We start from the raw sequence: 9,094 nt of genomic DNA on the forward strand, positions 1-9,094 counted from the left end.
TCCCCTTAAAAATCTCATTTAATCTTACATACTAACAAAGAAAAACGGTAAAATAAAACATATAATCATAAACCATACTAAATAAATGTAAATAAATATCATATGCTTACTATTGTCTATACATATATCTTTCATCACAATGCACTCTTCAAATGATTTTATAAATGTCTTCACAACATTAATAGCAATATAAATAAGATGTGACAAAAATAAAATACAGTTTACTAAAAGTATAAGTTTACTCATAGAAAAACCATAAGTTACTATTCTATATAAAACACTGCTAAATACAATTAAATCTAATAATGATATAGAAATTACTGCCAAACAATATATTATCTTAGTTAAGATAGTAGCTTTTTTATCTAATCTCGTAAACAAAAGATTTATCATCATAATAGAAAGTATTATATTATAACCAACAAAACTAACAGTATTAGTATATGGTCTAAACTCTGCAGATAATAGTAAAATAAAAAGTATAAATATAACTATCAAACTAAATATCATAATCATTCTTGATAAATATATTGATATGATAGACTTAGTTTTTTTGTATAAAAAATAAGATATAAATAAAGCCAAGCTATACAAAAATATTATTAAAGAAATAGCAATTTTTGCAAATATAAATCCAACCTCATCATAAGAATAAACTAATGAAGCTAAAGAAGCACCTACTATAAAAATAGAAAAATATGCTATTGAGATTAAAACACTGCTTGCAGTATTAATAATAAAAAGCCAAGAGAGAGTTTCACCAATCATAGTAAAAAACTCAGAAATCTTATTTGTATCTTTCAAATCAAAATTAATGTAAGAAATCATCATTATAATAAAAAATATAAAAGGAATGAATATTAAATTATTTATAATGACATAAAAATCTTCAGAATCATATGGAGGCATTGTAATATAATTGAATATAAAATGAAAAGAAAATAAAAGCAGACTTATTAGCAAAAAAGATAAAAATGTCATTACTATTACTCTAATTTTTAACAGATTAGTATGAAATAATATAGTAAAGCAAAACAAATAAAAAAATGAAAATGGATAGCTTTTTATAATAAATAAGAGTAATGTTTTTGATTCTATTATATCAATAGTAAAAAAATATATGTATAATGGTATATTTGAAAATAGTATTGCAAATATACTAAGTAATATTTGTAAGTTTTTATTTAGGGTGATATCAGTATTTATTATATTTAAAAATTTTTTATATATTTCTTCCATAATCGAATATATTATATTATAAATAAAAAAATTCAATTAATAATAACAGCTAGTATTTCAAAAATTATAATAGAAAATCATATGCAAATAAGCGAAACATATTGGATTTAAGTATTCCTTAATTTTTTAAATTAAAATATATGCGTATAATAATTTAAACAGTATTTTGATAAAGTAGTGCTTATGTATATTCAAAAATACATATTGTAGACATAGCAATTTTAAATATGCTTTCTAAGCCTAAATGTCCTAAATGCGGAAGCATAAATACAAAATCAATTGATTATATGATAAGAAAATAAAGTTATTTTAATCTAAAATATAGATATTATTTTTTATTTTAATATATATTACAAACATATAGAGTTAAAACATTTGCACTTTTTGCAACTTTTTGCGGCGGGAAAAAGTTGAATAAAACAAAAATTCACATTATAAAATATAGTAGTTTAAATATACACTAAAAAAATTTTAAGTTTTTTATTTATTGTGGCTTTTCCCATATACCTTATTTCTTTTACGGCCGTAGGAAGTGCCTGCGACTGAAAGAAGTACCTTTAGTTATGGTATTGGTATAAAAGAACCTTATATCCTACGGATACGCTTCGCGAAGAACTGCATTTTTATTATAAATTTTATAATTTAATTGTATATTAAAAGGCACTCCCCCGCACGACTAAGAAGTTATAATTAAAGCATAGCATTACCGTGCGGAAAACTCATATGGCGAATACTTCAAAGAAAAAATAATTGTAAATAAAAAAGCACTCCTCCGCACGCGTAGAAGGTTATGATTAAAACAGAGTATTGTCGTGCGGCAAGCCGCCGACCGTAGGGAGTGCACAGCTAGGAGAGTAGTGGTACAGCTCGTACGCGGGAAAAAGTTGAATAAACTATAAAATATATTTTCAATATAAAATATAATTATCAAAAATCTACTTAGCACTTGAATTCATTTACTTATATGCTATAGTTTAAATATTAATTAAAATAAGATGGAAAATAATTTGAATAATAAAAAAATAGAACTGCTCGCACCTGTTGGAGATGAAAGAGGGTTAAAGGCTGCTGTTAATGCGGGGGCTGATGCCGTGTATTTTGGCACTAAAAGTTTTAATGCGAGAGTAGGAGCTGCAGAAAACTTTGATGAAAAGGCTTTAGAAAATAATATAAAATTCGCAAAATTAAGAAATGTAAATGTTTATATTACAGTTAATACTTTAGTTTATAATGATGAGATTGATAAAGTGCTTCCTCTCATAAAAAGAGTTTCTGATTTTGGAGCCGATGCTATTATAGTGCAAGATTTGGGAATTACAGATATTGTAAGAAATAATTTAAATATTGCTATGCATGCAAGTACACAGATGTCTTGTAATAATTTAGATAGTGTAAAACTGCTTAAAAGTATTGGTATTGATAGGGTAGTGTTAGCACGTGAGATGAGTTTGGAAAATATAAAATATATCAGAGATAATACAGATATAGAGCTTGAAACTTTTGTACATGGTTCCTTATGTGCTAGTTTTTCAGGTCAATGTGCCTATTCCTATTTGCATGGAGGGCGAAGTGCAAATCGAGGAGCATGTGCACAGCCTTGCAGAATGGAATACACAGGAGGAAAAACCGATTATCCTTTAAGCACTAAAGATTTAATGACTATTGATATAATTCCAAACTTACTTGAAAGCGGTATAACTTCTTTTAAAATTGAGGGCAGAGCAAAAAGAAGCGAATATGCAGCAATCACTACTTCGATATATAGACATGCAATTGATTTAGCTTTAGAAAATAAAGATATACCAATTGAGAAATACAGAGAAAGTTTAATGAAGATTTTTAATAGAGGCGGATTTTCTCAAGGTTATTATTATAATTCAAAGGATATATTTGAAAATTATAAACCAAGTCATGACGGAGAATATATAGGAGAAGTTGTAGCATATAAGAAAAATAAAATATATATAAAAGCAGAGAAAGAATTAAATGTTTATGATGGACTTTCATTTGGTGAAAGCGGACAGATAGGAATGCAGATTTCTGATTTGTATAAAGATAATGTGAGGGTAAAAAGAGCAAAAGGAAATTTAAGTTTCTCAGCTGTTATAAAAAATGTAAATGTGGGCGATGAGGTTTATAGAACAACTGATAAATTGCAGATGGACGAGGCAGAGAAAATAATTGAAAGTGATAATTTTAAGCATTTACTTGATTTAAATTGTATTATTGGATTTAATAATAAAAAAATTAAATTGATAGTTAGTAGTAGAGATGATGAGAGATTAAATAATATAGAATACATCAGCGATTATATAATTCAGGAAGCTAAAACTAAAGCAACAACTAAAGAAGATATTTTTAATTCTCTTTCAAAAACAGGCGGCACTGTATTTGAATTTGAAAATATTAATATTGAAGATAATTTTCAAAATCCTTTTATACCTATAAAAATTTTAAATGAAGCAAGAAGAGCATTAATTGAAAAATTAGAAAATGTTTTAATGCAGTCTAAAGAAATTAACTATAGTAAAAATATATACACAAATATTAATTATCCAAACACAAATATAAAAGTTTTAATTGCAGGAAGCGAAGAGAAAATTAATTTATACTCTGATATTCATTATGATAAGAAAATATTGTTTCCAAATGTTTATGATGAAAATATAATTAAGCTTTTTGAAGATAAAAAAATAGATGGAATAATTCTTCCCCATGTAACATTTGATAAAGATATAGAAGTTATAAAAAACATAGTAGAGAAAACAAGCGGCATGATTGTAATATGCAATAACTTAGGGCATATTGAAGCACTTAAAGGAAAAGCTATATTGTGGGCTGGTATCGGTCTTAATGCAATTAATAATTACACTGTAGAGTTTTTATACAAATTAGGTGTTGACGTTGTTATATCGGGCATTGAGGCAGGCAAAAATTTAAAACATACATTATCTATAAAAGAAGGTTTAATTCCTGCCATGAACTTTGCCTTTTGTCCAAAAAGTATGTCTGTGGGCTGTTCTAAATGCAAAGAAGAAGATATTATAGACCATAAAAGAAATATTGTAATATTTGATTGTGTGAAGATATATAACAAAACAAGTTTTATTTTAGAGAATATAAAAAATAAAACAGGCGAAGTTTATATAAAATAAAAAGAGGCAAAATATTATTTAATATCTCGCCTCTTAGTAGTATATATATTTTTTTATTTATTGATTTTCTGCAGCACTTTCTTCTTTTTCTAATTCTTTTAAATACATATTAAGGAAAGGTTTATATATAAAATAATCCAAAATTATTAAAGCAATAACTAGTATAGGTGCAACAAAATTTAAATTAGTAGATATAAATGAACCTAATATAGAAGGAGTAGTCCAAGGCACTAATGCTACAACCTTACCTATTATATTAAGCTTCATAAATATATAACTTATAGTTGCATTAATTATAGGTGTTAAAAGGAAAGGAATAACAAATATAGGATTCATTACTATAGGAGCACCAAACATTATAGGCTCATTAATATTAAAGAAACCAGGAACTATAGAAAGTTTACCAATATATTTCATATGAGCATTTTTAGTCATAATCATAGCAATACATAAACCTAAAGTAGCACCAGCACCTCCAAGATATACGAAACTATTCATAAACTCACCAGATAAAACTTTCGGTATCTGTTCGCCTGCAGCAAGAGCAGCCTGATTAATAGCTAAATTAGTTAAAATAATAGGCGTTAAAACAGCATTAACTACATTAGCACCATGTATACCGCAGAACCATAATATATGTATCAATAACAATATAATTATTATAGATACTAAACCATCAGACATATTTAATAATGGCTGTAAAATTTTCGTAATTAAATCTGGAACCATAATTTTCATATTATTTTGTATAAGCATATTTACAGTTTGGAATAAGAAAGAAATAACAGCTACAGGAATTAATATTTCAAAAGATTTAGATATAGCAGGAGGAACTGACTCAGGAAGTTTTATAGTTATTTTTCTTTTAGATAAAAATCTTGCTATCTCTACAGATAATAAAGCAGCAATAATAGCGACAAAAAGCCCCTTAGCATCTAAATATCTTGCATCTAATACACCAACATTAACATTTTCTGCTACATGCAATAACTCAGCAGCAGCACCTATTACTGTTACTGCCAAAGATTTTGCAGACAATAGTAAGAATGCATACATAGACAACAATCCGTTTGTAATTTGATCTTGTCCATAATATCCAGCTAAAGAGTATCCTATACCAAATGAAACGAATAATGACAATATACCCATACTAACATTAAATATTTGTATATAATTTCCTGAAAATGCTTGCACAAAATTTTCATAAGGTGCAAAATACATAAAATTAGTCTTATCACTCAAAGGTAAATTAAATAACAATAATACAAAAGAACCTATAATAATAAACGGCGTTGCAAATACAAAACCATCTTTAATAGCGTTCAAATATCTGTTCATAGCAATTTTTGACATTATTGGAAGAAATTTGCTTTCCATAAAAGCATTGAATTTTTCTTTCATTTTTATCTCCTTAAATTTTTTAAATTTTAAATTTTCTTTTCACCATTATAGTATAATTGTCAAATTTTATAATTTCAATAAAAGTTATATTAATTAATTACCAGATTAATATGGAAAAAATCTTGTTTGAGTTTTTATGTTTTCCGTATTATTTTTATATTATTTTTATATTATTTTTATATTATTTTTATATTATTTTTATATTATTTTTAGTATATAAGGAGTCATTTATGCCATTTAAAGAAGGTTTTTTATGGGGCGGGGCTACCGCAGCAAATCAATGCGAAGGCGGATTTAATGAAGGCGGAAGAGGTTTAGCCAATGTAGATGTTGCTCCGCATGGTAAAGATAGGGTTGCTGTTATTAAAGGAAAGATGAAAATGTTTGATTTTGATAATGAACATTTTTATCCTTCAAAAGATGCTATAGAAATGTATACTCATTATAAAGAGGATATAAAGCTTTTTGCTGAGATGGGTTTTAAAGTTTACAGAATGTCTATTGCTTGGAGCAGGATATTCCCAAAAGGCGATGAAGATAAGCCTAATGAAGAAGGATTAAAATTTTATGAAGATGTATTTAAAGAGTGTTTAAAATACAATATAAAACCTTTAGTAACTATCACACATTTTGACTGCCCTATGCATTTAATTACAAAATACGGCGGTTGGAAAAATAGAATAATGATAAAATTCTATGAGAATCTTTGCAATGTTATATTTAATAGATATAAAGGTTTAGTTGAATATTGGCTTACTTTCAACGAAATAAATATGATTTTGCATGCACCTTTTATGGGAGCTGGTCTTTATTTTGAAGATGGTGAAAATGAAGAAGAAATGAAATATCAGGCAAGCCATCATGAATTAGTTGCCAGTGCAATAGCCACTAAAATAGCTCATGAAGTAGACCCTAACAATAAAGTTGGATGTATGTTGGCAGCTGGAGTTTATTATCCTTACTCTTCAAAACCTGAAGATGTATTAGCTGCTCAGCAGAAAAATGATGAGATGTATTTCTTTGTTGATGTGCAGTCAAGAGGAAAATATCCTAATTATGCTTTGAAAAAAATTGAAAGAGAAAAATTAAATATAAAAATGGAAAAAGAAGATTTAGAGTTATTAGCTAAATACACAGTTGATTTTATTTCTTTTTCTTATTATTCAACAAGATGTGCTACTGCTGATAAGAGTAAATATACAATAACAAAAGATAATTTGGAAGGCGATATAAAAAACTCAGAATTAAAACAAACTGATTGGGGTTGGACTGTTGATCCGCTTGGCATAAGGATAACTTTAAATGATATTTATGATAGATATCAAAAGCCTATGTTTATAGTAGAAAATGGACTTGGTGCTTATGATAAAGCTGATGAAAATGGATATGTGGAAGATGATTATAGAATAGAGTATTTAAGAGAGCATATCAAAAACATGAAAGATGCTGTTGAAATTGATGGGGTTGATTTGATAGGATATACTACTTGGGGTCCTATAGATTTGGTTTCTGCTGGTACGGGTGAAATGTCTAAAAGATACGGCTTTATATATGTAGACAGAGATGACTTTGGTAATGGTACTTTAAAAAGAAGTAAGAAAAAATCATTTTACTGGTATAAAAAAGTTATAGATAGTAATGGGGAAAATTTAGAATAGAGCTATTTTTTATTTTATTGTTAAGGCTTTTAGTGGTTTCTCAGCTAAAAGCCTTTATTTTTTATTATAAAAAATTATTATACAACTTTATATAAAATATCATTGGAATTATATTAAATATATTTTTTATATTAAAAATTTTAAATTTCACAAACAGGACTTTGCCTTACTCTGATTTTCATTGCAGAGCCTTTGCCAAATATACTATTCATAAAGTCTGTATATTCTTTTACTTTATCTAATGGTATTAAAGCTTGAATAGTACCAGCAAAACCTCCACCATGTACCCTCACAGCACCATCGCCTTGTAAAAAATCTTTTGTCATAGCAATAGCTAAAGCAACTCCCATATCTTTTGTACTTGTAATAGAATAACAGTTTTGAAGATACATAAAGCTAGAAAGTCCAGATTCATTCATAAGATTAATATATTTTTTTATATTATTTTCTTTAAGGGCATTTATTTGTTCTATTACTCTTTCATTTTCTGTGATAAAGTGATAAGCTCTTAAAAATGCCCTATCTCCAATTTCTTTTCTGATATTTGAAGCATTTTCTAATAATTGTTTTTTTGTAATATCACGGCATACTTCTTTAGAGAAATATTTAGCTACAGAATTCATCTCTTCTCTTATAGCAGCATATTCATTAGTAAGTGAACTATGATCCCCCTTAGCATCAACTATCATAAGAGCATATCCAACCTTTTCAAAATCATATTCCACTTTGTCTAATTTCGGATTATTATTATCTTTAAAATCTATAGCCATAATACCGCCAATAGAACATCCCATCTGATCCATAAGTCCGCAAGGTTTTCCAAAATATTTATTTTCAGCAAACTGACCAATTTTGGCAATGTCTACTTTTGATATCTTCTCTTCATTATAAAGAGCATTTACTATCTCTCCAACCAAAGATTCAAAACTAGCAGAAGAACTAAGTCCGCTTCCTATTAAAACTTTATTTGTAATATAGGCAGTAAAACCTCCTAATTTATACCCCTTTTCTTTTATACTAGCACATACACCTCTAATTAAAGCACTAGATTTACCATATTCTTTTTTATTTATGTTTAATTCATTTATATTTATATAGTTAGGATTATCAGAATAGTCTGTATAAATAACTATTTTTTCATCATTTCTTTTTGATACCACAGCTAATTTATCTAAATTAATAGAAGCAGTTAATACACAACCATTATTATGATCAGTATGATTTCCAGATAACTCAGTCCTTCCTGAGGCACTAAATACATGAATATCTTGAGTATTATCTATATTTTTAAAATGATTTAATGCAGAAGTTAATCTTATATAAGCCTCTTTTATAGTGTTATCATCAGCACCATATATTTTAGAAAATTGCTCATCAAGTTTATTGTTTTTTAATAGCTCTTCTAATTGTGATATCTTATACATAAAAAATTAATCCTTAAAAAAAATTATATTTATATGATAATATTTTTTTTATCAAAAATCAAATTGTTATTTAATAAAAAAATTATATTTTGTCATGGAGCCATAGATATTGTACTTTTACTTGCTATAATATTTTTGATTCTTTCTTTGATTGTAATATACAATAACGAAGAAATCAATCTTTGATTGTTATAAAAATGTGTATATTCTTTTAATT

General features: G+C 26.8%; 5 protein-coding genes. 2 read left to right on the top strand and 3 right to left on the bottom strand.

Annotated elements, in window-relative coordinates; all coding sequences use genetic code 11:
- Nucleotides 1–24: 24 nt before the first annotated feature.
- A complete protein-coding gene (locus EPJ72_RS12090) occupies nt 25–981 on the bottom strand; it encodes a hypothetical protein (RefSeq protein WP_242005013.1) in 957 nt (318 codons plus the stop codon).
- A gap of 1,253 nt (nt 982–2,234) precedes the next feature.
- On the opposite strand from EPJ72_RS12090, the gene EPJ72_RS12100 reads away from it, so the two are divergent.
- Complete coding sequence (locus EPJ72_RS12100; RefSeq protein ID WP_147732373.1) at nt 2,235–4,394, top strand: peptidase U32 family protein; 2,160 nt, start codon at nt 2,235–2,237, stop codon at nt 4,392–4,394.
- Nucleotides 4,395–4,451: 57 nt separating this feature from the next.
- Here the strand turns inward: EPJ72_RS12100 and celB are convergent, their stop codons facing one another.
- Nucleotides 4,452–5,795, bottom strand: a complete 1,344-nt coding sequence (celB, locus tag EPJ72_RS12105) for a PTS cellobiose transporter subunit IIC (RefSeq protein ID WP_147732374.1) — start codon at nt 5,793–5,795, stop codon at nt 4,452–4,454.
- A gap of 230 nt (nt 5,796–6,025) precedes the next feature.
- Between celB and EPJ72_RS12110 the strand changes: the two genes are divergently transcribed.
- Nucleotides 6,026–7,453 carry a 6-phospho-beta-glucosidase gene (locus tag EPJ72_RS12110; protein ID WP_147732375.1) on the top strand — a complete coding sequence of 476 codons (1,428 nt, stop codon included), beginning with the start codon at nt 6,026–6,028 and terminating at the stop codon, nt 7,451–7,453.
- A gap of 140 nt (nt 7,454–7,593) precedes the next feature.
- Here the strand turns inward: EPJ72_RS12110 and EPJ72_RS12115 are convergent, their stop codons facing one another.
- On the bottom strand, nt 7,594–8,877 hold the full coding sequence (locus EPJ72_RS12115) for a galactokinase (protein WP_147732376.1): 1,284 nt from the start codon (nt 8,875–8,877) through the stop codon (nt 7,594–7,596).
- Nucleotides 8,878–9,094: the final 217 nt, after the last annotated feature.

Source organism: Brachyspira pilosicoli (assembly GCF_008016535.1).
In the GTDB taxonomy this organism is placed as follows: domain Bacteria; phylum Spirochaetota; class Brachyspiria; order Brachyspirales; family Brachyspiraceae; genus Brachyspira; species Brachyspira pilosicoli_A.

Bases quoted from the DNA above. Each gene is read 5' to 3' on its own strand.
- EPJ72_RS12090 (WP_242005013.1), bottom strand. From the start codon at position 981: ATGACATTTTTATCTTTTTTGCTAATAAGTCTGCTTTTATTTTCTTTT.
- EPJ72_RS12100 (WP_147732373.1), top strand. From the start codon at position 2,235: ATGGAAAATAATTTGAATAATAAAAAAATAGAACTGCTCGCACCTGTT.
- celB (WP_147732374.1), bottom strand. From the start codon at position 5,795: ATGAAAGAAAAATTCAATGCTTTTATGGAAAGCAAATTTCTTCCAATA.
- EPJ72_RS12110 (WP_147732375.1), top strand. From the start codon at position 6,026: ATGCCATTTAAAGAAGGTTTTTTATGGGGCGGGGCTACCGCAGCAAAT.
- EPJ72_RS12115 (WP_147732376.1), bottom strand. From the start codon at position 8,877: ATGTATAAGATATCACAATTAGAAGAGCTATTAAAAAACAATAAACTT.